The 24,008-nt window shown below is 45.3% G+C and carries 23 protein-coding genes and 1 riboswitch; of the genes, 2 read left to right on the top strand and 21 right to left on the bottom strand.

The features are described 5' to 3' along the window. Nucleotides 1-171: 171 nt before the first annotated feature. The 8 genes from pruA to RTR76_RS16790 all read right to left on the bottom strand — a co-directional run bounded on the left by pruA (nucleotide 172) and on the right by RTR76_RS16790 (nucleotide 7,211). Entirely contained in the window at nucleotides 172-1,800 is a 1,629-nt protein-coding gene (pruA, locus tag RTR76_RS16825; protein ID WP_312522880.1) for an L-glutamate gamma-semialdehyde dehydrogenase, read from the bottom strand. A gap of 40 nt (nucleotides 1,801-1,840) precedes the next feature. Continuing rightward, nucleotides 1,841-2,989, bottom strand: coding sequence for an FAD-binding oxidoreductase (locus tag RTR76_RS16820; protein ID WP_312522876.1), 1,149 nt, complete (start codon nucleotides 2,987-2,989; stop codon nucleotides 1,841-1,843). Further along, complete coding sequence (locus RTR76_RS16815) at nucleotides 2,982-3,257, bottom strand: (2Fe-2S)-binding protein (RefSeq protein WP_312522870.1); 276 nt, start codon at nucleotides 3,255-3,257, stop codon at nucleotides 2,982-2,984. Before RTR76_RS16815 ends, RTR76_RS16820 begins: the two co-directional genes overlap by 8 nt. Before the next feature lie 2 nt (nucleotides 3,258-3,259). Then, nucleotides 3,260-3,706, bottom strand: a complete 447-nt coding sequence (locus RTR76_RS16810; protein WP_312522868.1) for a 4Fe-4S binding protein — start codon at nucleotides 3,704-3,706, stop codon at nucleotides 3,260-3,262. Continuing rightward, nucleotides 3,707-4,789: an FAD-dependent oxidoreductase gene (locus RTR76_RS16805; RefSeq protein WP_312522866.1), complete on the bottom strand. Its 1,083-nt coding sequence runs from the start codon at nucleotides 4,787-4,789 to the stop codon at nucleotides 3,707-3,709. After that, entirely contained in the window at nucleotides 4,786-5,100 is a 315-nt protein-coding gene (locus RTR76_RS16800) for a (2Fe-2S)-binding protein (protein ID WP_312522865.1), read from the bottom strand. Before RTR76_RS16800 ends, RTR76_RS16805 begins: the two co-directional genes overlap by 4 nt. A gap of 193 nt (nucleotides 5,101-5,293) precedes the next feature. Next, nucleotides 5,294-6,766, bottom strand: a complete 1,473-nt coding sequence (locus RTR76_RS16795) for a sigma 54-interacting transcriptional regulator (protein WP_312522864.1) — start codon at nucleotides 6,764-6,766, stop codon at nucleotides 5,294-5,296. A 190-nt stretch (nucleotides 6,767-6,956) separates the two neighbouring features. Then, nucleotides 6,957-7,211 carry a hypothetical protein gene (locus tag RTR76_RS16790; protein WP_312522861.1) on the bottom strand — a complete coding sequence of 85 codons (255 nt, stop codon included), beginning with the start codon at nucleotides 7,209-7,211 and terminating at the stop codon, nucleotides 6,957-6,959. Between the two features lie 195 nt (nucleotides 7,212-7,406). Here RTR76_RS16790 and RTR76_RS16785 point away from each other — a divergent pair, with 195 nt between their 5' ends. Beyond that, nucleotides 7,407-8,987 carry an oleate hydratase gene (locus tag RTR76_RS16785; protein ID WP_312522860.1) on the top strand — a complete coding sequence of 527 codons (1,581 nt, stop codon included), beginning with the start codon at nucleotides 7,407-7,409 and terminating at the stop codon, nucleotides 8,985-8,987. Between the two features lie 90 nt (nucleotides 8,988-9,077). Here RTR76_RS16785 and RTR76_RS16780 read toward each other — a convergent pair whose 3' ends face one another. Both RTR76_RS16780 and RTR76_RS16775 read right to left on the bottom strand, forming a co-directional pair. Continuing rightward, a complete protein-coding gene (locus RTR76_RS16780) occupies nucleotides 9,078-10,244 on the bottom strand; it encodes an ABC transporter substrate-binding protein (protein ID WP_312522859.1) in 1,167 nt (388 codons plus the stop codon). A gap of 161 nt (nucleotides 10,245-10,405) precedes the next feature. Then, nucleotides 10,406-10,508, bottom strand: a riboswitch (glycine riboswitch). 154 nt (nucleotides 10,509-10,662) lie between these two features. Beyond that, nucleotides 10,663-11,295: a trimeric intracellular cation channel family protein gene (locus RTR76_RS16775; protein ID WP_312522855.1), complete on the bottom strand. Its 633-nt coding sequence runs from the start codon at nucleotides 11,293-11,295 to the stop codon at nucleotides 10,663-10,665. A 147-nt stretch (nucleotides 11,296-11,442) separates the two neighbouring features. On the opposite strand from RTR76_RS16775, the gene RTR76_RS16770 reads away from it, so the two are divergent. Then, nucleotides 11,443-11,838 (top strand): hypothetical protein, encoded by a 396-nt coding sequence (locus RTR76_RS16770; RefSeq protein ID WP_312522853.1) that lies wholly within the window; start codon nucleotides 11,443-11,445, stop codon nucleotides 11,836-11,838. A 9-nt stretch (nucleotides 11,839-11,847) separates the two neighbouring features. On the opposite strand, the gene RTR76_RS16765 is transcribed toward RTR76_RS16770, so the two are convergent. The 11 genes from RTR76_RS16765 to RTR76_RS16715 form a co-directional block, all read right to left on the bottom strand. Next, entirely contained in the window at nucleotides 11,848-12,591 is a 744-nt protein-coding gene (locus RTR76_RS16765) for an AIR synthase related protein (protein WP_312522851.1), read from the bottom strand. Nucleotides 12,592-12,758: 167 nt separating this feature from the next. Further along, nucleotides 12,759-13,364 carry an indolepyruvate oxidoreductase subunit beta gene (locus RTR76_RS16760; protein ID WP_312522848.1) on the bottom strand — a complete coding sequence of 202 codons (606 nt, stop codon included), beginning with the start codon at nucleotides 13,362-13,364 and terminating at the stop codon, nucleotides 12,759-12,761. Beyond that, nucleotides 13,361-15,178: a thiamine pyrophosphate-dependent enzyme gene (locus RTR76_RS16755; protein WP_312522843.1), complete on the bottom strand. Its 1,818-nt coding sequence runs from the start codon at nucleotides 15,176-15,178 to the stop codon at nucleotides 13,361-13,363. The genes RTR76_RS16760 and RTR76_RS16755 overlap by 4 nt, the downstream gene beginning before the upstream one ends. Nucleotides 15,179-15,192: 14 nt before the next feature. Continuing rightward, nucleotides 15,193-16,917: a dihydroxy-acid dehydratase gene (gene ilvD, locus RTR76_RS16750; protein ID WP_312522841.1), complete on the bottom strand. Its 1,725-nt coding sequence runs from the start codon at nucleotides 16,915-16,917 to the stop codon at nucleotides 15,193-15,195. A 26-nt stretch (nucleotides 16,918-16,943) separates the two neighbouring features. Next, nucleotides 16,944-18,215: a lactate racemase domain-containing protein gene (locus RTR76_RS16745; RefSeq protein WP_312522839.1), complete on the bottom strand. Its 1,272-nt coding sequence runs from the start codon at nucleotides 18,213-18,215 to the stop codon at nucleotides 16,944-16,946. 30 nt (nucleotides 18,216-18,245) lie between these two features. Continuing rightward, nucleotides 18,246-19,001 (bottom strand): aldolase/citrate lyase family protein, encoded by a 756-nt coding sequence (locus RTR76_RS16740; RefSeq protein WP_312522837.1) that lies wholly within the window; start codon nucleotides 18,999-19,001, stop codon nucleotides 18,246-18,248. Between the two features lie 40 nt (nucleotides 19,002-19,041). Next, the gene (locus tag RTR76_RS16735; RefSeq protein ID WP_312522928.1) at nucleotides 19,042-20,196 is read right to left on the bottom strand and encodes a UxaA family hydrolase; all 1,155 of its coding nucleotides are present in this window, start codon (nucleotides 20,194-20,196) and stop codon (nucleotides 19,042-19,044) included. A 39-nt stretch (nucleotides 20,197-20,235) separates the two neighbouring features. Beyond that, the gene (locus tag RTR76_RS16730; protein WP_312522835.1) at nucleotides 20,236-20,532 is read right to left on the bottom strand and encodes a UxaA family hydrolase; all 297 of its coding nucleotides are present in this window, start codon (nucleotides 20,530-20,532) and stop codon (nucleotides 20,236-20,238) included. Continuing rightward, nucleotides 20,495-21,472 (bottom strand): dihydrodipicolinate synthase family protein, encoded by a 978-nt coding sequence (locus RTR76_RS16725; RefSeq protein ID WP_312522833.1) that lies wholly within the window; start codon nucleotides 21,470-21,472, stop codon nucleotides 20,495-20,497. The genes RTR76_RS16730 and RTR76_RS16725 overlap by 38 nt, the downstream gene beginning before the upstream one ends. A 175-nt stretch (nucleotides 21,473-21,647) precedes the next feature. Continuing rightward, nucleotides 21,648-22,991, bottom strand: coding sequence for an MFS transporter (locus RTR76_RS16720; RefSeq protein ID WP_312522830.1), 1,344 nt, complete (start codon nucleotides 22,989-22,991; stop codon nucleotides 21,648-21,650). Between the two features lie 192 nt (nucleotides 22,992-23,183). After that, nucleotides 23,184-23,951 carry an IclR family transcriptional regulator gene (locus RTR76_RS16715; RefSeq protein WP_312522828.1) on the bottom strand — a complete coding sequence of 256 codons (768 nt, stop codon included), beginning with the start codon at nucleotides 23,949-23,951 and terminating at the stop codon, nucleotides 23,184-23,186. Between the last annotated feature and the right edge of the window lie 57 nt (nucleotides 23,952-24,008).

Here is a 24,008-nt window from a genome sequence, read left to right as displayed (position 1 = left end):
ACAACATAACCATTTATCCTATAGTGTAATACTATTTATACAAATTTGCCATATCCATGTGGAGTATACACATAGGTATAGTGTACCCCAACAATAAACCGATTAGCCTAGCGCAACCTTGTCGCATTAGGCTAATCGGTCTGTCATTCAGGTATTATCGATTACGTAGCATTACTTGATCATGTACGGATAATTGACAACCGTACGCGGAACAAGTGTCTCTTTAATTGCGCGCTGGCTCATCCAGCGATATAAGTTAATCGCACTGCCGGCTTTATCGTTGGTTCCTGATCCGCGGCTGCCGCCAAACGGCTGCTGCCCGACTACTGCACCTGTCGGTTTATCGTTAATATAAAAGTTGCCTGCCGCATGATCCAATGCCTTTGCCAGCTTGATAATCGCAGCTCTATCCTGCGCGAATACCGCCCCTGTCAATCCATAACTTGTAGCTGTATCGCACTGAATCAGCGCTTCCTCCAGTTTGTCGTCAGGGTATACGTATACAGTTAGTACCGGTCCAAATATTTCTTCAACCATTGTCTTATATGTCGGTGTTTTTGCCAGTATGACGGTAGGCTCTACAAAATAACCTACACTGTCATCACATTTGCCACCTATGATGATTTGCGCGTCATTGGAGCTATTGGTATAGTCCAGATAGCCTTTGATGTTAGTAAAGGATGCTTGATCAATAACCGCATTCATTAGATTGGTAAAGTCACGGGCATCACCCATTTTTACATTCCCAATTTCTTTTTCAAGGCCGGATCTTACTTTGCCCCAAAGGCTTTCCGGAATATAAGCACGGGATGCTGCCGAACATTTTTGTCCCTGATATTCAAAAGCACCCAAGACCATAGCACATACAAGAGCGTCAACATCTGCCGATTCATGAGCAAAAATGAAGTCTTTGCCGCCAGTTTCACCTACAAGGCGAGGATAGGACGCATATTGACTCATATTGTCTGCAACCTGTTTCCAAATATCGTTAAATACTGCAGTAGAGCCGGTAAAATGTACACCAGCCATATTAGGATGGCCTATGACAAGCTTGCCAAAGTCAACGCCTCTAGAAGGAACAAAATTAATAACGCCCGCCGGTAATCCGGCTTCCAGCAGGATTTGCATGAAATAATAGTTAGATAATACCGCTGTGGAAGAAGGCTTCCACAAGACAGTGTTGCCGACCATTGCAGGCGCAGTGCAAAGATTACCCCCAATGGAAGTAAAGTTAAAAGGAGTAATTGCCGCTACAAAACCGTCTAGCGGACGGTATTCGACACGGTTCCATACACCGTCTGTATTGGCAGGCTGCTGCTTATAAATTTCCTGTACATAATAGGGATTAAAACGAAGGAAATCAGCCAATTCGCAAATAACGTCAATTTCTGCCTGATAGGCATTCTTACTTTGTACAAGCATGCAGGAAGCAGCTACTTTTGCCCTGTATTTTCCGGTTAATAAGTCGGCTGCTTTTAAGAAAATGGTAGCCCGATGCTCCCACGGCATATTCTCCCATTCTTTCTTAGCCGCCTCTGCCGCTTCAATAGCCATAAGCAGTTCTTTTTCGCCCGCAATATAATACTCGCCAAGTATTTTATTATGATCATGAGGACAAATCATTTTGGCTTTCTTCCCTGATTTAACTTCCTTCCCACCAATGATCATCGGTATTTCAATAGGATTTTCTAACTGCCTTTGTAGTTCAGCTTCTAATGCAATTCTTTCAGATGATCCCGGCATATAGGATTTCACCGGCTCATTTTTAGGTTGTGTAATTTGAAAATAAGCATTGTTCATCTCTTAAATCCTCCTCAAACGCATTCAAATTTAAAATTTATTACACTACGGAAGGTTCTACAAATAACTCTCCCCGCTCAAAGCGGCTGACATCAAACATATCGACCGGAAAAAGAGTGGGTTTCCCCAGAACCATTTCAGCCATCAGTTGACCGGTAACCGGTGAAATCATAAAGCCATGGCCACTAAAACCGGCAGCAGTAAAAAATCTGCTTACTTGAGGGCTGCTGCCTAGTATCGGTGTCCGGTCAGGACACATATCATAAAGACCAGCCCACTGGCGAATCACGTTCAATTCTCCCAGCTGTGGCATAATAGATACCAGCTTTGTCGCCATTTCCTCAAGAAACTGCCAGCTTGATTTAATATTGTAACCCTCAGGTTCATCAGGATGACCAACACCCATAATAAAGCTGCCATGTGGACTTTGCTGGCAATAGAGATTGTGATAAAAACTCATTACCATTGGACCAACGGTAGGTTCAACCGGCTCAGTAACCAAAATTTCATGCCTTTCCGGATAAATCGGCAATTCAATTCCGGCCATACGGCCAATAGCTTTTGCATACCCTCCGGCAGCATTTACAATTGTATCTGTGTGTATTGCACCCCTGCCGGTATGTACTGCTGTTATTCTGCTGCCCTCTGTGGAAATGTCATGTACTTCTGTATCCGTATAAAATTCTACTCCTAAGTTCTTGGCAGCTTTCGCATACGCCTCAGTAACTTTAAAAGGATTGCAGTGTCCATCCTGGGCACAGTAAGTTGCGCCAAGCAAGCCTTCCGTATTGAGAATTGGAACAATATCAAGGCACTGCTCTGGCGTCACCCAGCGGGAGGGAATGGAGAGAGAGTTTTGCAACTCTAGATTTTTCTTGAACTGTTCCACCATTTTGGGTGTGTACGCAAGCAGCAAGTAGCCATTTTGTGTAAATTCAATGTCAACATCAACATCCAGCATTTGCGGCAGCTGAGATAGCATGTTAACGCTTTCACGGGCAAGAAGGCAATTCGTCTCTGTTCCCCACTGCATTCTCATACCTGCTCCACAGCGGCCCGTTGCCCCGCTTGCCAGATAGCCCTTCTCTAAAACTGCTACCTTTCCTGCTCCCGCTTTGGCAAGGTTATAGGCAGTAGCACAGCCGATAACTCCCCCGCCAATTACAACGACATCTGCCGTATTAATCATGCCGTGCCCCTCCTGCCAACGTGCCCAGTTTAATAGGTGCAACCAATGGCCGGAAAGTCGGCAGTCCAATTTCACTGACAGGAATCCCAGTTGCCAGTGAAATCTCTTTTGCAATCAACGGAGTGCAGGATCTCCCCTGACAAGGTCCCATCCCGCAGCGGCAAGCACGTTTTATTTCCTCCAGATTATATTCTCCTCTGGCAATACGCGCACGCACTTCTTCCAGCGTTACATCTTCACAGCGGCAAACAATCGTTGTTTCTTTCATGGTTATTGCTCCTCCTGCAGGCGAATGGCCCGTACTTCCATAACCAGTTCGTCCGGCACGGCCAGCCAAAGTACATTCGTCTTATTTGGTGATTTTTGCACACGTATTACTTGAGCCATACCTACACACTCTCCCCTGCGGTTTAAAGCACTGATACTGACTCCAACCTGAGGCAGGGGAAAGAACTCATATGGAATTCTCACTATGGACTGATCCTGACTATAGGTATAATCGACAACAAATATTGCTAAGCCAGGACAATGAGTCATACACAATCCGCAGCCATTACAGTTATCTTCATCAATAACAGGACAATCATTGATTTCGCGCACGGTTATCGCCCGGCGCGGACAGGCATCGGCACAAGGATTACAGGGTATCGACTGCAGACATTCGCATATGGCTACTGGCCCTTTCTGCAATCGCTCCACACTAGGAATAGTTTGCATTTAGCCGGCCTCCCCAATCACAATTTGATTTATTCCCGCCCGAATTTTGGCACTAGCCGGACCAGCTCGCAATGCGGCAAGCTGTTTTTTCGCCTTTTCTAATTCATTCATAACGCCTAAGCACCCTAATTCTTCCGCTACGGACAATCCTGCAATTTTACCCGCTACCATTGCAGCTGACGCTTCTTCTACTCCAGCCACATCACCTGCCAAAAACAGACCAGACTTAGTTGTTCTCATATTGGCATCCCGCAATGGTACATATCCGCCCAATTCGGCAACATAGCGCATCTCACATCCAGCCTGCCAGCATAGCTCAGTTAGCGGAGTAAGCCCTACCGCCAGACAAAGACCATCAACAGCGATATATCGATCTGTTCCCACAATAGGCTGCCAGCATTCATCCAGTCTGGCAATTGTCACTCCTGTGAGACACTCTTCTCCATGAGCAGCCTTGATAGTATGTGATGTATAAATAGGCACTCCATAGCGGGCTAACTTTGCAGCATGCACTGCATAACCACCCACCTGGGGTGCAGCCTCGACTACTCCAGCCACCTCAACGCCTGCTTGCAAAAGCTGATAAGCAACAATGACACCGATATTACCGGCACCAACCATTAAAATACGCTTTCCCGGCATAATTCCATAGACATTCATCAGCGTTTGAAGAGCACCGGCTCCATAAATTCCTGGTAAGTCATTATTGGGAAAAAGCATCGTTTTTTCAGCTGCCCCGGTGGCAACAATTATCTTTTGGGGCAGAACGGTATAAAACGAATCTTTACAAGCAATAACCACCACTCCATCAGGATATATACCAGCAACCGTAGCATTTTTCCACGTGGTGATTGCAGCTTGCGCTTCGGTTTCTTTAATCAATCTAGCGGCAATATCAATGCCTCTTTCACCGGCGTACTCTTCCCGGGAGCCAAAAAACTTATGAGTCTGTTTAATCAGCTGCCCGCCAAGACGTTCTGAGCGTTCGACAAGCAGCACTTCCGCTCCGGAACCGGCAGCACTGGTAGCCGCCATCAAACCGGCAGGACCGCCCCCGATTACCAACACATCGGTCTTAATCATACTATCGTCCCCTTTCCCTGCTGTACTTGTACAGCCATACCGGCTTGAAGAGGTTCGACACATACGCGCACATTAGGCACGCCATTGACTGTCATCAGACAGGACGAGCAGTTGCCAATCGCACAGAAGAGACCCCGTGGCCGATGATGCCGGGAGCTATGGCGCAGCATTTTTATCCCTGCAGCATGAAGTGCTGCGGCAATAGATTCTCCTGCAATCCCTTGCACAGGGGTACCATTGTAAGTAAATGAAACCATTTCTTGCTGGGGAAATTCTAGAATTGGATGATTGACAATTCTCAAGTTAAACACCTCAGCCTACTTTAATGCAATTACCGTGCCAACTCAAAATCAATCCTCTGTTTTTTTTGCTCGGGGCAGTTAGTAACCCGCTTTTTAAGCAAAGCTAAGGCCACATCACGATCGCATGATGTGGCCTGCTGATTTCTCTTTTTCGTTTTTAGAGATTTTTTCCTGATTATTCGTCAGTTTTCTGACGCAACTGTCAGTTTGTTGACACTATGCCCAGTTTTTGCATTTTGTAGTAAAGCGTACTGCGGGGAATGCCCAATTTTTGAGCAGCCAGCGCTTTATTATAACTCTGCTCTTCCAGCACTCGAGTAATAATTTCTCTTTCCAGCTCAGCAGTAGCTACCGGCAAACGATCAGCAACCTGGCTAATTTCTGGCGATTTTAACCCTTCTGCTGAAAACAAGGCCTGAGGCAAATCTTCAATTCCCAGCGTATCGCCATCCGTCAGTATAACCAGTCTCTCTAAGGCATTCAGAAGTTCCCTGATATTGCCTGGCCACTGATACTGCACAAGCGCAGCCATAACCGACGGATCAACTTTACTAATATTTTTGTTGTAAAGAGCACTGTAATACTGTAAACCTCGACGCAGGAGTTCAGGCAGATCATCCAGGCGGTCCCGTAAAGGCGGCAGGGCTATAGATACAACATTCAGCCGGTAATACAAATCTTCCCGAAATTCACCGGTTCGAATCATATCTTCCAAATTCCGGTGTGTCGCAGCAATGACTCTAAAATCAACAGGAATCGGTTTATTGCCACCTACCCGGTATAAACATTTTTCCTGTAATGTCCTCAGCAGTTTTACCTGCATTTCGCGGGGCATATCGCCTACCTCATCAAGCAAGAGAGTCCCACCGTTGGCTTTTTCCAGCAGACCCTCTTTCCCTTTACGGTCAGCACCTGTGAAAGCACCAGGCTGATAGCCGAACAATTCACTTTCAAACAGATTTGCAGGAATAGCACCGCAGTTAATCGCAATAAATGCCCCAGCCACCTGGCTGGCCTCGTGAATAGCCCGGGCAAACAGTTCTTTGCCTGTCCCGCTTTCTCCTCGCAGTAAAACGGGAACATTTGTTACCGAAACGCGCTTAGCCATACTGACGGCAGCACCAATTGCTTTACCACGGCCATAGATAGCCGAAAATGGGTCATTCTGCGAATGAATGGTATGAATCGTCTTTTTCAAAGACTGCACTTCACGGTTTGTTTGTGATAACTTTTGATTTAACTGTACTAGATCGGTAATATCCCTTTCAGCCGAAATACCGCCAACCGCCGTGCCATTCAGTATAATAGGCCTTGTGTTAATTAAAACATGCGTTTCCGGACAAGGAGTATGATATTCTTCTATAATTTGCTGATGCTGTTTCATTGCCGTGCTGATTTTTAAATTCGAAAAAAAGTGGTCAATGGGCTGTTGTATAATGTCCTGCGCCTTAATACCATATAGGGCTTCAGCCTGCTTATTCCAAACGAGCACTTTGTCTTTTTCATCAATCATGCAGATTGCTTCATTTACTGTATCCAGTAAGGTCTCTAACCTGGCTTGCTGCAATTGATACGCTGTATCCATCTGTCTAAAAAGTTCTATCACCTTATCAAACTGGCCTGTTTGCAAGTATTGCTCCAGCTGAGTTATCGGCAGGGCAGCTGTTTTATTCATGCTCTTCCTCCTTTGTCGCCGCAGACAGAAACAAAAAATTAAAATAGATAAAAAAAATGCCCGTATCATCCATAAAGCCGGGGGATGTTACAAGCATCTTTGCTTATGTCAGTTTCCTGACACCTTATATAAATTCGTTAAAGCAAACTTCGTTGTTGCTTTCATAAATCCTGCTTTTTCTGAAAAAATACTAATAAGCAATAATATCCAGCCCCATTGAATTCTCTTCCCATTGCGCACAGGAAAGAGCAAATGTATCTCTCTTTAATTTACTGCAGAAAGCACGTTCATGATATAGACAGTTCTCACATAAAGGCCTTGCTGCACTTGTTTTTATCGTCTGCAGCATACCTTTCAGTATTTCTAATTGCCTGCCTTCCTCTAGCTCCTTCGCCTTTACTTCCAAGAACTTTTCAATACATTCAATTAATTCTTTTGCTTCCATGTTTATCTCCGCCTTTTTGTATTTATCTCAATCAGCATTACTTCTTCAACCATCAACAACTTAATCAAATGCAAGAAACATACCAAAAAGCAAAGGATAAACGACTACAAGCCGGTAAGTTAATTTATTAAATTGTATACACGCTTTATTGTCAGCTCATAATAATGATACGTTTTAGAACAGGAGGATTTTTCCATGGGACAAACAGAAACTTGTAAAGCCTATTTTGTCGGAGCTGGCGTTGGTTCTCTGGCCGCTGCAGTATATTTGATCAGGGACGCCCATATTCCAGGCAAAAACATAACAATTTTTGAGGAAATGAATATAACCGGTGGAAGCTGCGACGGTACGGGGTCACCGGAAAAGGGCTATATGATTCGTGGCGGCAGGATGCTTAATGACGAAGCCTATGAATGCACCTGGGAACTGTTGAAATTCATTCCTTCCATCAGCAATCCTCAAAAGTCAGTCCGTGATGAAATTATTGAGTTTGATAGGAATGTCCGCACTCATGCAAAAGCACGACTAATCGACGGGGACGGAAAGATCATCGATGTATCTTCTATGGGTTTCAGCAATAAAGACCGGATTGACATGTTGAAGCTTACCGTTACGCCAGAAGAAGCCTTGGGAACAATAACGATTGAACAGTTTTTTTCGCCATCATTTTTTAAAACGAACTTCTGGTACATGTGGGCTACTACCTTTGCCTTCCAGCCTTGGCACAGCGCTGTTGAATTGAAACGCTATATGCTTCGCTTCATGCATGAATTCCCCCGTATTCAAACATTAGAGGGTGTAACCCGCACTCCCTACAATCAATACGACTCCATTATTTTACCCCTGATAAAATGGTTAAAGGAGCAAGGTGTTGTCTTCTCAATGAATTGCCGGGTAACTGACCTTGATTTTAAACCGGCAGCTGCTGAAAAAACCGTAGAATGTATCCACTATACAGCTAACGGCACACAGCAAAAAATACAATTGCAAGCTAATGATCTGGTCTTTGTCACTAATGGTTCAATGACCGAAGGCTATACGATTGGCTCAATGACCACCGCTCCCCGCTTAGGTTCAAAGGGTGCCTCCTTCAAACTATGGGAATCAATTGTAAAAAAACACCCTGATTTAGGTAATCCCGCCCCTTTTGTCGATCATATTGAAAAATCGTTGTGGGAGTCCTTTACTGTTACTTGTAAGGATCCGATATTTTTTGACTTAATGGAAAAGCTTTCGGGAAATACTGCCGGAACTGGAGCTCTTGTAACTTTTAGAGATTCTAATTGGTTTATGTCTATTGTCTTGGCCTATCAACCACATTTCATTAATCAGCCGGAGAATATTAATGTCTTCTGGGGCTATGGTCTCTTTCCAGACAAACAAGGAAACTTTGTACCGAAAAAGATGTCCGAATGTACTGGTGAAGAAATATTGACTGAACTATGCTCTCATCTTCGCTTTACCGACGAGCTTCCGTTCATTCTTAAAACCTCCAATTGCCTTCCTTGCCTGATGCCTTTCATTACCAGCCAGTTTATGCCTCGAGCAAAAGGTGACCGGCCCCTTGTAGTGCCACCAGGGTCAACAAATCTCGCCTTTCTCGGACAATTTGCAGAAATACCGGATGATGTGGTATTCACAGTAGAGTACTCTGTCCGTTCTGCACAAATTGCAGTATATTCTCTTCTTAACTTGAGCAAAGAAGTTGTTCCCATGCATCAGTATCAGTACGATACACGTGTTCTGTTTGACTCTTTTATCACCTCCTTTAGGTAGACAGCTTGGATAACTAAAACACCCGGAAAACAGCTTAAAGCTCTTTCCCGGGTGTTTTAGTTATCCGATCTAGACCGGTATCATTTATTGCTACGGTTTTACAGTTGCCTTAAATACTTGTTTTCCTTCTTTCATCTCAATTATAACAGCACTCTTTACTGCATCATGAGTCGTGTTTAAAGTAGTTGCACCTGTAATGGCAGGATAGTCTTTAGTCTGAGCCAATGCTTCCCGGATTTTACCTGGTTCTGCACTATTAGCTCGTTTAATAGCATCAATCAGCACATTCGCAGCATCATACCCCAGAACAGCCATCGCATCCGGCGCCTGTCCGTATTCTTTCTTGTAGGCCTCGACGAATGCCTGCGAAACCGGACTGGTATCATCAACAGAATAATGATTGGTGAAATAGGTATTGTTTAAAGCGGCAGCACCGGCAACTTCCGCCAGCTTAGGAGAATCCCAGCCATCACCACCAACTACCGGCACGGTAATCCCAAGCTCGCGAGTTTGCTTGACAATCTTGCCTACTTCCTCATAGTACCCGGGAACATAAAGCACATCCGGATTGGCAGCTTTTACTTTTGTTAAAATCGCTTTAAAATCCTGATCTTTTTGTAAGTAAGCTTCTTCAGTGACGATTGACCCGCCCCCTTTAACAAAAGCTTCTTTAAAGAAAGCAAGCAGTCCTTTGCTGTAATCACTGCTATTATCAACCAAAATAGCAGCTTTTTTGAGGTTTAATGTATTGAGAACAAAATTAGCCCCCACTGTTCCCTGAAATGGATCAATAAAGCATACACGAAAAGTATACTCTTTCACTTTGCCTGTTTTGTCATCCACCGTTACTTTTGGATTAGTTGCACCCACGGCCAGAAAAGGGACTTTACTGCCTTCGGCTACGCTGGAAGCAGCAATAGCATTGGAACTAGCGAAAACACCAGTTACTGCAGCAACTCGGTCCTGGGCGGTAAGCTTTGTCATCGCATTAGCCGACTCAGAGGGCTCACTTTTATTGTCACCAATCACTGCCTGGATTTGTTTGCCCAGAACCCCACCTTTAGCATTTGCTTCTTTGATTGCCATTTTTGCGCCATTTGCTGCCGAGGTCCCCATCGTGGCATTAGCGCCGGTCATTTCGTTTAAAAGACCAATTTTAATATCATTTGAAGCCAATCCGCCACATCCGGACGCAATACCGGTCAGCAGCAGCACCGCCACAATTAACGCACTCAGTCTGAAGTTCCTTTTACTCATTACAAACTCTCCCTTTTTCTGTAGATTCTCTTTGAGCCGTTTTCCGAAGACTTCACCGAAGGAAGACCATTCTCTGCATGCAAAAAATAAAAAGAGTCAAATCATAAGATTTGACTCTGAAGAACAACAAATAAGTATCCCTGCAAAAAAATGCAGTGAAACAAACGTGCTCTGTCCTTTTGCCTGAGAGTTTCATCGGTAAGTATACCTACCGACTTGCACCTTCGGCGCCCTGCTAAACAGGGGCTCTCCAGAGTTCCATCCGTTTACGGTTGTCGCAAAAAACATTACATCAACTGTAAGTTATACGAGTTTCCGTGTACTTCATATGGACACAAATATTAAGTTTTCATCACTTTTGTCTATAATAATAGTAAAATCAGCTTTTGTCAAGTAATTTCAACATCGTATCAGTCTATTACTCTTTAGCAGCCTGGTTATTTGAGTTAATTCCAATAACCGGAAAATTCCATTGGTACTTCATGCAGCAGAGCCGCAGGCCTGTCGTTATACAAAAACAGAGATACATTTGTGCAGTCCCGGTAAGATAAAACTGTGAATAATAAAAGCTTATTGCACCGACAATTGTTGCTATCGCATATACTTCCTGACGAAAAACATATGGAATTTCCTTAACAAACACATCGCGCATAATACTTCCGCCAATACCTGTAATAACAGCAACCGTTGTTACAATAAACAAGGTATTGAAATTATGCTGTATCGCTAAATTAGCACTGGTGGCAGTAAAGGCCCCCAAGCCGATTGCATCAAATACCTGAATCATATTTTTGTATTTTTCTAACCAACGATAGCTAAAACACACGCCAACTGTTGCAACTGCACTGATCATAAAGAAAGTTGGGTCACGAAAGGTAAGCGGCGGCGTATTGCCGATAATCACATCACGCAATATCCCGCCGCCTACAGCTGTCGTCACAGCCAATACCAATACGCCGAAAATATCCAGCCGCTTTTGTATCCCGGTCAGCGCTCCCGATACTGCGAAGGCAATTACGCCAGTAAATTCTACTATGTTCCAGGTTGTCATTTCATACTCTCCCTTTACTATGGTCACCAGTGACTCTATCGGTCCATTTTATCATATGCCGCGTAAATTTAGAAGGGACTAAAGTAACCTCTCTTCAGGTAGAGTAATAGAATACTCCAGATGTATTTGGGGGAGGTTTTAACTAAAATGAGACCAAAGCTCTGCATGGGGCTGATCATTATTTTCATCTGTATGGCTGCGACAACAGCTACCGTACTTGCCGCACCGCATTTGTCCTGGTATACACAAGCATTAGACTATGATGAGACAAATGCTTTGATTATTCAAGGTTATTTAGAAAATGATGGAACAGTAGTAATTGACAGGGTTAACCTGCTGACACTAAATATTTATTTTAAACAAAAAAATACTGATTGGTGGTTTGCCAATCAGGGAAATTGGGAGAACATTCCCGTCTATTTACAACCAGGTGACACTCACAAGCTAAAATTGAGAATCGTCAACCCTAGATATTATCAATTTGATGATTGGAAAATTACCGGAAACGTGAATTATCATATTATACGAACTGCCGACTTATAATCAGTTCAATTATTCCCGACAAACTTCACCTACTACTTCCATATTGACATCAACATTCATCTGATGAAAGTACTCTTTGCCAATCGCTGCAATAACAGAAGTGCTAGGTCCTCCCGATTTAGCAATATCTAATTTTGCAGCTGGATTAATCGTAAGTTTCATGTGATTATTTCTTGCTAATTCCTGCATCTCATAGCCGATTCCTCTGGAACCGACCGGGATAATCTCATATACTTCGCTTTCCTTAAGCAACCGCTTGATTAGATTGTAGTTAATACGATCTTGGGGCTTGCTTTCTAGGACCTCCCGGCCAACCTTCGGCTGCCCCAGAACTACTAATAAGGCTTGGTTTTTTATATTGTTAACTTTTAGCTGTTCATTTTCAATAATGCCGACTGCAGTAATCCCCAGTGCGGTTACCTCTGTAGGGAAATTTTCTTCCGTACTGCCGGTCAGCACCACATTACTGATTCCAGCCGTCTTAAGCTCTTCTTTAATACCTTCAATCATATCTTTACCGGTCACATTCATTTCGTTACAAATTGTACTAGTCAGGCATATCACTTCCGCACCTGTGCATAGCACTTCCAGGAGAGCTACTCTTGCCGTATATTTCCCGGTAATGAAGGGTGAAGCCTGCAGTACATCATGTGCTTTCATCCCCACACCTCCGCAGCTGTCACAGGCAATCACCATCGTTCTCCCCAACCCGATATCTACCAGGGTTAAATCTCTTATTTTTTTCACATTCATATCTTGTACTTTTTCACACCTTTACCATAACATCGACCATTGTAACCAGATAAGAATTGCTGCTATTTATAGTTTTCCGTCCGCTTATAATAACATATACGGACTACTAAATTCAAATCAACTTACGGCACAACAAAAAAACCGGGATACCCGGTCTTTTTTGTTGCTTATTTTGCTTGCAGTACTTGAATCAGTTCACGACCTCTGTTGAAGGCTTTCACATCGTCAGTATGATAGCTTTCCTTGATTTGAGATAACAGTTTACTCAGCACTGTTTCAGGCTTAAGCAAAGCATTGATCTCCGTAAAAGCGCCAAGCATCACAACATTAGTAAGTAATACATCGCCAAGCTCACTTGCCGCCTGCGTAGCATCAATGAAATAACCTTTACCATCCAGTAGACCGATGGTATTTATCATTTCCTCCTGTGTGGGATAGCGGTCTATATTAAGCTTAGCAAGAATGGTGGGCACGGGAGCTGTATTAATGATATATTTTCCCTGCCTGCTTAGCAAATTGATATAACGCATTGCTTCAAGCGGCTCAAATCCCAGCAGAACGTCAGCCTGGCCTTTAGGTACCAGCGGTGAATAGATTTGCCGATCACTGCTGATGCGCAGATGAGAAAGCACCGACCCTCCCCGCTGTGCAGCACCTTTCGTTTCGGTATTTACTACAGTAAAGCCTTCATCCATTGCACACTTCGCAAGGGTTTGGGATGCAAGAATATTTCCCTGTCCACCCACACCGGCAATTACTAAATCCAGCTTCATTCAATCGCCCCCCTCTTGCATACCCAGCTGCAGACGCCGCAGCCATTGCAGCTGCTTTGATCAATAAGAGCCTTTCCGTCGCTGATCGTAAGCGCAGGGCAGCCAAAAGTACGAACACACAGACTGCAGCCATTACATATATCCTGATTTACATGAATCTCCCGGGAAACATACGATATTTTTCCTTCTCGCCCAAACTTTAGATAACACAAGGCTTCGGCAATAACAACTTTTACGTCCTTTTCCCTAGCAGCTTCAGCCAGCACTTTAGCCGTCTCTTCCACCTGATAAGGATTACAGCGGTATACCTTAGCCCCCATAGCTGACGCTACTGTTCCTGGATCAATCGCATTACCATGATCTAGAGTCAGACTCCTTCCACTTCCGGGATGGGGCTGAAAGCCAGTCATCGCTGTCGTCGAATTATAAGCAATAACAACCGTCATATCTGCCCCGTTAGCGATAGCACTGGCTAGACCGGTTAAACCATTATGGAAAAATGTTGAATCACCGATAAGTGCATAAACAGGCTTGTCAAAGCCTGCAGCTTTGATGCCATAAGCCATGGGAATGGAAGAACCCATACAATAAATGGTAGCCTGAAGCTTCATTGGTTCAAAAGTACCGGCATCATGGCAGCCGATGTCTCCTGTCACGACGCCGCCGTTTTTCCGCACCACTTCTTTGAGAGCTGCTAATAATCCCCGGTGACTGCAGCCCGGGCACTGAGTACGAGTTCGCGCCGGAATATAATTACCCTGGACAGGCTCCGGGAAAGGCCGCCCGGCTATTGAACTTTCAATGGCATTAAGCACAAGATTGACTGATAATTCCCCTTCAGCCGGCAGATACTCCTCTCTGCCCAAAATCTCAAGCATAACTTTGTTACCAAAACACAATTGTTTAATCAATCTTTCGACAACCGGTTCAATTTCCTCCAGTACCACTATTCGCTTAACCTGTTTTACAAATTGCAGCACCTTTTGCTCTGGCAGAGGCAGCGTTGACAATTTGAGAATCGGTAGCTTTTTGCCATAAATTTGTTCAGCTTCTTTTAAAAAAGCATACCCAATACCGCAGGCAATAAAGCCGATTTCACCCTCCCCTTCTTCAGCCCAGTTAAAAGGAGATGCTTCCATTATTTTCTTTAATTCAACTTGCTTATTATTTAACCAGCGATGACGCATTTTAGGACGCAATTCACCGCCATATTCTTTTTCCACCACTGCCGACATGACAAAACGACTGCGGTCAGGTACAAATTCTGCTTTGCGCTCTATCCCACTTTTTTCACCATATTCGATCATGCCGCCAGCATGATTAATGCGCATAACAGGACGCAACGCAAAGAGAACTTCTGTCTGCTCTGATAACGCAAAAGCCGCTTTCGTCATTTCGTAGGCCTCCTGGATAGTAGCAGGATCAAAAACTGGCAAATGGGCGTAATTATGAATTAAGATACGCGTATCTTCTTCACATTGAGACGACAAGCCTCCGGGATCATCGGCAGAGACTAACACCATCCCGGCTTTTATACCGGTAAAATTAATATGCATAAGAAAGTCGGCTGCCGCATTGGTACCGTTGTGTTTCATCACAGCAAGGGAACGCTGGTTGGTCAGCGACGCACCGGCAGCTACCTCAAAAGCGTGCTTTTCATTTGTTGACCATTCGGCATATACTCCGGGATAGGCTGCACAATGGTCCACAATCTCCGTTGCAGGCGTACCGGGATATCCGGCAACCACCTTGACCCCTGCTTCAAAAGCTCCCCGGGCGATTGCTTCATTGCCCAGCATAAATTGCTTTCCCATTTCTTCCGCCCCCCTTATTTCATGTATGCTCCAGCCATAGCCGATACGGCATTTCTTGTATACCTCCCCAGAATGCCACGCTTCACTTTTTGTTCAGGCAGCTGCCATGCCGAGCGGCGCTCCTCCATTATTTCATTCACTTCAGCTGCAGGCAGGAGAGTCCCCTTAACACCAGTAATATTAAGGCCCCTGCCTGGTATATCAATTTCGATCAAATCCCCATTTTCCAGCAGGGCAATAGGACCTCCTTCCACTGCCTCTGGTGAAATATGACCGATACAGGGGCCGCGGCTGGCACCGGAGAAACGGCCATCGGTGATCAGCGCAACTGTACCATTGAGTTTTTCATCATAAACAATTGCATCTGTTGTCATAAACATTTCCGGCATACCAGAGCCCTTCGGCCCCTCATAACGAATAACCACTACAGCGCCCGCTTCAATTTCCCCCTCAATAATAGCCTTCTGAGCTGCTTCCTCACTATCGAAGACAGCTGCCGCCCCGGTATGCTTATGCATAGTTTCAATGATAGCCGAGTATTTTACCACTGCTCCTTCAGGAGCGATATTGCCGTATAGGATAGCAATCGAACCGTATTTACCAGACTGCTCCGGCTCCTTGATAATCTCTTGCGGTAAAATACTGTACGTTTTAAGATGGTTTTTCCCCCGGTCAAAGAATCCGTCCTGCCACATTCTTTCGAGATTATCACCCAATGCTCTGCCTGTAACCGTCATAACGGTCAGATCCAGCTGCTCTTTAAGCAGCCATTGAATCATCGGTATTCCGCCGGCAAACCAAAACAATTCGGTTACGTATTTCCCACTTGGTTGTATGTTGGTCAAATATTTTATTTTTTGCCCAATTTGGTCGAATTTTTTCGGATCGAGTTCAATATTCAGTTCATGAGCAATAGCTGGAAGATGCAGAAGGGCATTAGTGCTGCCGCCAATAGCGGCATGGACTTTAATAGCGTTCTCAAAAGCTTGCGGAGTAAGAATCTTATCGGTAGTAATTCCGTTTTTGGCCAGATTAATAACCGCTTTTCCTGCCGCCCTGGCCATCCGCCGGATGTCCATGAAAGTTGCCGGCATGACGGCAGTTCCCGGCAGGGACATGCCAAGCGCTTCGGCCATACATTGCATCGTACTTGCTGTACCCATGAATTGACATGCTCCACAGGAGGGACAGCCAGTTAATTGATAATCTCTTATTTCTTTTTCTGCTGCCAGCCCTTTCTTCGCTCTTGCCGTAATCGGCCCGGCTAATCCGGAAGTGGAAATATCTGGACCCGAACGCATAGAGCCGCTGGGAATATGGATAGCCGGCATATTCATCCGGGCAGCAGCCATCAGATGAGCGGGTGCCGATTTATCACAGCCTGACAATAAAATCATTCCATCCCAGGGAACAACCGATGCGTGAATTTCTACCATGTCAGCAATAGCCTCACGGGAGGGTAATATATAATTCATGCCGTCATGCCCCTGAGCCCAGCCGTCACAAATATCGGTTACATGAAACTTAGCTGGTTTGCCGCCAGCCTCATAAACACCGATGCAAGCTTCTTCGTTCAGTACATCCAGATGAAAACTCCCTGGATGACTGTCTCCCTGAACATCATCAACAAGAATGTGCATTTTATTGGTATCTTCCTCGGACCAATTCATCCCCAGCCGCAGGGCATCAGACTGGAGCCACAGATTGCGTACATCACGGAAACGCTGATTCATCATCATGCTGAATACCCACCTTCTTTTTTTCATCAGCTTACTAAATTACCGCTTTCGTCAAACTTCATAAGCTGCGGTTCACTGCAAACTTTAAGCTGCTCATGCTGCTCAGCCTCGGAAAGCATCGCTTCAGAAATATATATCTCACCAAGCTGCAGCGTATTTTTGATACGAACAACCCGCACCTTGCTCAGTTCCCGGGCATTACAGGTTTTAATCGCAGCTGCAATAGCCTGCTGATCTGATTCTAAAATCATTGGAATACGGATAGGCTCGCAAACAGTGGAAGTAAGAGCATTAGCATATGTACTCTCGTAGTCAATTTTGTTAAAAAGCTTACGCGTAGTAAAATCGGCCGGTCCCATCCCGTTTGCATTGCCATGCGTGCGCTCAGTCAGATCCAAAACCACCAGCTTACTGATTTCAGGTCCGCCTCGGGCATAAGGAGTTGGATAGCGTCCGGTAATATTCGGGTCCATACCGTCACCGGAAATGTCTTTTCCTATTTTGTCAACAATCAGCACATCTATCGGATTAAGAATAAGCTTAGCCATCGATATCCGGGCAAGGGGGAGAAGCTCCTGATCCCGCTTGATAAAATCTTCTGCTGGAACAGCTTCAACGATGCGAATCTGGTCATATGCATTTTCCACTGTAGCAACGCCAAAAAGGAACTTGCATTGTTCAAGCTTAATTTTTGCCATATCAACAACAAATTTAGCCATATATTTAAAGCTGTAGGCATGGCATGAGTCAGCTCCCTTTTGTTTGCCAAGCCCAATTGTCAGCATTTTTGCTAAACCGCTTTCTGAAGCTCCCCGAAAGGCAGTATGCGGTTTAATGCGGGCAATAACAACAATGCCATCGGCCTCATGTGCTTGCTTGTCAATCAATACTGCCAGCCCATTTGCTAATCGGCCTACCTCAATAACCTCCATAGAAGAAATAATGGAGCAACCGGCTGTTTTCTCAGTGATTCCTAAGTTCGCCAGTACTTCTTGCTGTCCGGCAGCAGTTGCTCCTCCGTGACTGCCCATTGCAGGTACAATAAACGGATGGGCACCACGCTTTTTTAGTTCTTCTACCGTCACCCGTACAAGAACCGGCAAATCAGCCAGCCCCCGGCTGCCGACGGCAACGGCAATGCGCATGCCTGGCTGAATTTTTTTGGCAACTGCCTCTTTGGCAATTTCATTGCGTAGAGTCTGCTCTACGTTATCATCGGCAGGAGCATCAAATTTCTGCCTGACTTTAACCATACGTGGCAAAGGAATGCCTTGCAATAAACTCTGGATAATTGCCATCGTTTTTCTCCTCTCCACTACAATAAATATCTACTCTTCCCGGAAAATGCCGACATTCTGTCGGAAGGCATCATACAAAAGCCCAACATCAGCAGCAAACGATAGATACTGCACACCGGCTTTCTTCCATTTCACCGCACTACGTGCATCATCAACAAAAAAACCAATAGCAACTCCTGCCTTCTGTGCCAGATCCATCGTCTTATTCATTGCTGCCATAATCAGGGGATGCTCCACCTGCCCGGGAATGCCCAGTGAAGCTGATAAGTCATAAGGACCGATAAAAAGCACATCAATTCCCGGTACAGTAATAATCTCAGCTAAATTATCCATCCCGGCTTTGCCCTCAACCTGAATAATGACGGCTGTCTCCTGGTTCGCTTTCGCAAAATAGGCTGCTTTGTCGGCAGCGGAATACCGGGCTGCCCGTACATAGCGATTAGCTCCGCGGCAGCCCTCCGGCGAAAACTTTGCCGCATAAACAGCCGCCTGTGCCTCACTTCTGCTGCTTATCTGGGGAATCTGAACCGCTTCAGCACCAATATCAAGTGCTTTGGAAATAAGCTCAGGCTGATTGCCGTACACCCTGACAACCGGACTGATTCCCGCCAGCTTAGCTGCTCTTATCATATCAACTGCTCTGTCAGCTGATATTTCCCCATGTTCCGTATCAATTATTGCAAAGTCAAAGCCGGCAATCCCAGCAATTTCCATAACCGCCGGATGACATAAGTTAAGGAAAGGACCAAATAAACAATCTCCATTTTGCAATTTGTCTTTAAGCATAATAACCTCCCGCCTGCATGTTCACAGCAGATCGCTTCGACTACATAGTTGGACCGATGCGCCATATACCGAAATCGTTATGTCCTAATATCTCTGCTTTCGTGAGCTTCCCTGATGCTACTGCAAGCACTTCGGATAAAATGCGCTGCCCTACTTGCTCAATTGTCTCATCACCGGTAACCACCGTTCCGGCATTCATATCCATATTGTCCTGCAGCTTGTAAAACATGGCCGTATTGCTGGCAATTTTAACAGTTGGTGCAATCGGCGAACCGGTGGGCGTTCCCCTGCCTGTGGTAAAAACAGCAATTTGGCAGCCGCCTGCCACCATACCGGTGAGTTGCTCAATGTCATTTCCGGGAGTATTCATATAGACCAGACCCTTTTTTGTTATGGGTTCAGCCCAGTCAATTACATCCTGTAGAGGCCTTGATCCGCCTTTATAGACACAGCCCAGTGACTTTTCTTCGATTGACGAGAGGCCTCCCTCAATATTTCCAGGAGTGGGATTACCGCCTCTCATATCAACACCCATGGCAATCGCTGAATCCTCAAAAGTCTTGATCGTTTCATAACACTTTTGCCGTACCGCTTCATTGATGGCCCTGTCGGCAATAATGTGCTCAGCACCAATTAATTCAGGTGTCTCTGCGAGAATAGCCGTTCCTCCAAGATCAATCAGGAGGTCGCTGGCAGCGCCAAGCGAAGGATTTGCAGCAATTCCGGAGCAGGCATCAGAACCGCCGCACTCGGTACCTAGAATGAGTTGACTTGCTGCAAGAGGCTCACGCCTAAGCATAGATGCTGCCAGCACCATATGATGAGCAGCTGCAGCGCCACTCTGGATCGCTTTGTAGGAACCGCCTTCCTCCTGAATGATTACGACCTCTACCTGCTTATAGGGACAGCGCTTTTTTATTTCAGCAGCTACCCCTTGTGCTCTTACCACCTCGCAGCCCAGTCCCACCACAATCACTCCATAAACATTCGGATGTGCACCGTGACCAATCAGCGCTCGTGCTGTCTGTGCCGCGTCAGGTGCCAGCTGCGAACAGCCATGCTGATGCTCAAACCAGGTTGTTCCTTTAACATTCTGGGAAATTGCCCGCGCTACCTGATTGGCACAGACAACAGTGGGCATAACAAGCACATGATTTCTTATTCCTGCCGTACCGTCCGGCCGGCGGTAGCCCATGAACTCCACATCTTTCACCTCCAGCTTACCTTCTGTTTTTTACATTTTGAGATCACCGCGGCCTCGCAGGCCAACCATATTATGGATGTGAACATGTTCGCCTTCCTCAATACCCCTACTGGCTGCACCGATAGACTCACCGTATTTCATTACCCGAGCAGCCAGCGCAATGTTGTTCAGTGCAAATTTATGTCCAAAGGGAATGTTATCTTTCAAGAGAACGGCCTTCTCTTCTCCATTGAGAATCAAGCACACCTCAGACCCGGCCGTTAAATCCACAACTGCTGTGGCAACATTGTCAGCTGGGTGCATTACGACTGCCTTGTTCTGTCCCATACCGGCCCCTCCACTCACTAGTTATCTGCTCTTCCCGTTCAACAAGCCTGAGCAGCTCATCAATCGCTGTTTGAAGACTTGCTTTTACAGTTGCCAAACGTGCCTCTTCGGCCGTTGACAGTGGCTGCAGCAAAGGTCCCATAGAAAATCCCCGGCAACTCATTGCCGCCTTAAAGCCAGCAGGAAAGGGTACCGAGAACATAGCCCGGATCACAGGCAGCAACGCAAATTGTAAACGCTTTGCTTTCTCCCATTCACCTGCGTAAAAGGCGTTCCATATTCCAGTCAGCACTTCTGGAACGATGCCGGCACATGCCGTCATGCAGCCCTGTATCCCTACCGCCAGTGCTGGAGCCAGCATGTCTTCCCTGCCGGTCAGCAGGCTCATACTTGACCCCGCTTGTCTGATCCGGTCCATGTGATGCATGAGTTCAACCATACTGCCGCTTGAGTCTTTTAACCCCACCACGTTAGCCTTGCTGGCCAGCTTTACCACAACCTCTGCAGAAATTGGAGTAGTAAAGAGAGGAATATTATACAGAATGACCGGTATATCCACACTGTCGATAACCGTTTCAAAATGCTTCAGTAAGGTATCCTGATCCAGCGAATAGTAGTAAGGAGGACATAGGACTACAGCTTCACAGCCAAGTTCCTTTGCTCTTTGGGCAAGCCTGATAGAATTCTTAACACAACTGGAGCTGACTCCCGGCGTCACTGCGAGCCTTCCGGCTGCCTGATGGACAACAATGTCCATTAATTCTAAGGACTGTTCAAGTGATAAATGAACAAATTCACCTACCGAGCTGACTGGAAATAAACCATCCAATCCCTTGCCAGCCAAAAAGTCTACCATTTGCCGGACAACCTGATCATTAACATTTCCATCGTCTGTAAAAGGGGTCAGCATTGCTGCGTAAATACCCTGCGGCTTAAACACATCATTCCCTCCCGAGTTTTAAGTTCATATACAAGAACTGTGTTCAGTAAAATAAATATGCTTTGTATCCTAATTTAATTACCATATTCTGCAAAACATGACGTACCCCTTTTACATATCTTAATATTCTGTCTATTTATTACAGTATCTTCTCATATTGCGCATCCGAATATAGTTAAGCCGATGGCCCTTGCCTGTCTACCGGCAATATTGTTTCGCCAGCTTTGCCGGTATTACTACCAATACCTAAGGGAATTGATAATAAAAAGAGCAGTGCGCAAATAAAAGAAGCTGAACCTAGAGCATATAGGCCTGCCGCAGAGCTATGAAAGGTCTGCTCGGCCCATACACGTAGATTGGGTGCAATAAAACCGCCTAAATTGCCAATTGAGTTAATAAGCGCAATGGCACTGGCTGCCCCCACACCGCTTAGAAACCGGGTAGGCATCGTCCAAAATATTGGCTGACAGGAAAAATAGCCGGCTGAAGCTATACAAAGTGCCAGAACCCCGACGACCGGATAATTGGTTGCTGAACCATAGACGCCTATACCCGCACAGGTCATAAGAAGTGCTGCCAAAATACCGCGCTTGCCTGAACGGTCCGAGTATCTAGGAATAGTAGCATTAGCCAATAAAGCACATATCCAGGGAATTGCGCTGACCAGCCCCACCATAAATCCAACTTTTTTCCCCAGGAAACCGGCAACCTGTGTTGGCAGATAGAAGGTTACACCATATACACTAATTTGTATCATAAAGTAAATGGCACAAAGATACCAAACCTTGGAGTTGCCGAGAACGCTAAGAGCGCTGGCATGCTCTTTCTTCTTACTAGCGTTTTCTTCTTCTAACTCGGCAATAAGAGCCCTTTTTTCATCTGCCGGAATCCATTCAGCCTGCTGCGGCCTGTCAACAAGATAGCGCAATGCCCAAATACCTACGATTGATGCTAAAATTCCTTCAACTGCAAACATCCACTGCCAACCATGAAATCCCAGCATACCGTCCATATCCAGCAATAAACCCGATAACGGAGATCCTAAAATAAAAGACAGCGGCGCGCCAAAATAAAACAGACCCATAACAGAACTGCGTCTCCTCGCACTAAACCAAAAGGTTAAATAATAAATAATACCGGGAAAGAAGCCTGCTTCCGCAATCCCTAGCAAGACTCGTAAAACCAGGAAAGAAGTTTCGGTAGTTGCATAGGCAAAACCAGCTGCAATGATCCCCCAGCTGATCATAATTCGCGCCAGCCACACTCTGGCCCCCACATAGTGCATAATAATATTGCTGGGTACTTCAAATGCGGCATATCCCAGAAAAAATATTCCTGCTCCCAGTGCAAAGGCAGTATCGGAAAGCCCTGTATCTAATTGCAGTGCCTGCTTGGCAAAACCAATATTGGCACGATCTAAAAATGCGAGGACATACATGAGCAAAATAAACGGTACTAGCTTTCTTTGGGCCTTATCCATTGCCTGATCGGCAAGGTTTCTGTTACTAACGGCTTGCATACTCATACCCTCCCGTATTTTACTATTTGTTCTCATACACCACCGGCTTGATATTTCCTACCGTTTCATTCCTTATCGCACTCTTAAGCACTGTTCTCATATGAGAACAGTGTTCATAAATAAAGAGACGTATATTCTTGTAAAAAATTCGTGCAGTATTATCGCCTTCTGCACGAATTTCTCGCTAAACACTTAGATTCTCCCAAGCCTGCCCGAGGCAGTTTTGGCTGCCGCCTGTACTTTCTCAATAACAGTATTCATCGTTTCCTTTGCGATCCGTATCGCCGGAATAGTAACACTTAAGGCCGCGATTGTCCGATGCTCCTTGTCGTGAATGGGAGCAGCTACACATATCCCCCCAGGAATTATTTCCTGGTCATCAATTGCAAATCCCTGATCAGCAACCTTTCTCAATTCATTTAACAACGATGCTTCAGAGACAATGGTATTTTGTGTATAGCGCTCCAGCTCAACTCCTGCCAGGCGTTTCTTCACTTCAGATTCCGGTAACGCTGCCAGCAGCACTTTCCCGACACCTGTTGCGTGAGCAGGAATTTTGAAGCCGATAGTTCGAACAGCGCTTAACTCCTTTTCACCATGGCATTTCGCAATATAGACCACAAAACGGCCTTCCAGAATGCCTGCATGCGTCGTTTCCCCCAGTTCATCACTAAGCTGCTTTGTGACCAGGCCGATTTCTTTGGTTATATCCGTATTATTAATGCAGGCAGCACCTACTTGAATCAACTTTAAGCCAGGATAATACACTTTTGTATCAATGTCACAATAAATGTATTCCCGCGTAATAAGATCCTGCAGCAAGTAAGACAGCGAGCTTTTGGGAATATCCAGTGACTCCTGAATAGCTTTAAAAGTTGGCGGCTTTGCGCTATTGACAATATACTCAATAATATCCAGCACCCTGGAAGCAGACTTAACCAGCGTCTTTTTTCCACTCATAAATGGCCTCTTTCTCTTACTGATTTTCAAAAACACTACCGCATTTATTTCTCTATG

The organism is Anaerospora sp. (assembly GCF_032013335.1).
GTDB lineage: Bacteria > Bacillota > Negativicutes > Sporomusales > DSM-15969 > Anaerospora.
The sequence above is the reverse complement of the archived record's forward strand: the minus strand, read 5'-3'. Positions and strand labels throughout refer to the sequence as shown.